Annotated in this window: 2 protein-coding genes and 1 pseudogene; all 3 read left to right on the top strand. The window is 41.9% G+C overall.

The features are described from left to right. Nucleotides 1-198 precede the first annotated feature (198 nt). The 3 genes and pseudogenes from O9295_RS05515 to O9295_RS05525 all read left to right on the top strand — a co-directional run bounded on the left by O9295_RS05515 (nt 199) and on the right by O9295_RS05525 (nt 1,161). Entirely contained in the window at nt 199-423 is a 225-nt protein-coding gene (locus tag O9295_RS05515; RefSeq protein ID WP_012267820.1) for an AbrB/MazE/SpoVT family DNA-binding domain-containing protein, read from the top strand. A 4-nt stretch (nt 424-427) separates the two neighbouring features. Beyond that, nucleotides 428-835: pseudogene (locus O9295_RS05520) on the top strand (type II toxin-antitoxin system death-on-curing family toxin). A gap of 83 nt (nt 836-918) precedes the next feature. Continuing rightward, on the top strand, nt 919-1,161 hold the full coding sequence (locus O9295_RS05525; protein WP_288032245.1) for a hypothetical protein: 243 nt from the start codon (nt 919-921) through the stop codon (nt 1,159-1,161). Nucleotides 1,162-1,475 lie beyond the last annotated feature (314 nt).

Consider the following 1,475-nt stretch of genomic DNA (forward strand, 5'->3'; position numbering starts at 1 on the left):
CTAAATCCTTATCTGGCAATAGATTTAATTGATTAGTTCGCTCTAGCTCGAAAATAATTGACAAAAATCGCCAAATGTCTTTCTCTATAAGAGTTTCATTCCTTATAATCCTGTCCGTTGCATAGGACAAACCGAAGAACCGAAATTCAGGAAATATGGGAGGTGCTATAATTGATATATTTACTCAGTCAAAAAACGATGATTAAGTTAAAAGTCACAACGGTAGGGAACTCTATGGGGGTGATTTTCCCGAAAGAGTTGGTGGAGAAGCTGCGCCTTAGTAAAGGCGATATGCTCTACGTCTTGGAAACGCCGAATGGCTTTGAGCTTACACCCTACGACCCCGAATTTGTTCAGCAAATGGAAGTGGCGGAGGAAGTGATGCGCGAAGACTGGAATGTTTTGAGAAAGCTGGCAACTTAGGCTCATGAACCAGCTAATCTGGATAGCTCATGGGGTAGCTCTCGCGATTCATCACCGCCAAATAGCCGAGCATGGTGGATTAGAGGGTATTCGAGATGAGGGGTTGCTAGAAAGCGCACTTTCCCGACCGCAAAATCTTCTGGCTTATTCTGAGTCGCCTCCTGACATGGCTTCTTTGGCAGCAGCCTAAGCTTATGGGATTGTCAAGAATCACCCTTTTGTAGATGGGAATAAGAGAACGGCCTATGTAGTGACGAGGACTTTTCTCAGGCTCAATGGCTACGATCTTCAAGCTTCTAGTCAAGAAAAATACCAGATATGGATCGATCTTGCTGTTGGTAAGCTCTCAGAGGAAGAATTAGCTGATTGGATTAGGAAACGTTTATCAAAGATTCCTCTAATGTCAGGTTAGCGAGGGGAAAAATCATGTCATTGATCAGATCTTCGTACTTAAATCAGACTGTTATCGCATTAAATTTAACAAGGGAGTTCAATATGATTACCTTTGAAAACGCGCTGGAGTTGGTTAGTCAATTACCAAGGGAACAACAAGATATCTTAATCGAGATTGTTAAAAAGCGATGTGTGGAGATAAGAAGACAGGAGTTTTTGAGAGAATGTCAGGAGGGTTTGAAAGAGTATCGGACTGGTAATCTCCAACCGATGACGGTAGAAGATGCAATCGCGGAGTTAGATCGTTATTTGGAGGATTCTGAAGACGATTTAAGCGATCGCTGAAAAAGTTTGTTAGACGCAATGCGCGGTTGCGGAAACAAGTCGAGCAAACACTGAAGCTAATGCAAGAGGATATGTTTGCGCCTAGTTTAATGGTTCATCGTCTCAGGGGAAAATATCAGGAATTGAGAGCTTGTTCCTGTAGTTATGATTGCCGCATCATTTTCTATTTAGAACGCCAATTCAAAAATGAAACGCATCAACCTCAAGAGTTGACAAAGAAAGGCTCATCAGGTACTGTCTGATCATTAACAAAAACAAATCAGACCCAAAAATGAGCCACCAACATCTTAACATAGAACAAAGAAACTTGCTCT

Source organism: Microcystis sp. LE18-22.4A, from assembly GCF_027531105.1.
GTDB lineage: Bacteria > Cyanobacteriota > Cyanobacteriia > Cyanobacteriales > Microcystaceae > Microcystis > Microcystis aeruginosa.

Coding starts and splice junctions, on each gene's coding strand:
- O9295_RS05515 (WP_012267820.1), top strand. CDS start 199: ATGATTAAGTTAAAAGTCACAACGGTAGGGAACTCTATGGGGGTGATT.
- O9295_RS05525 (WP_288032245.1), top strand. CDS start 919: ATGATTACCTTTGAAAACGCGCTGGAGTTGGTTAGTCAATTACCAAGG.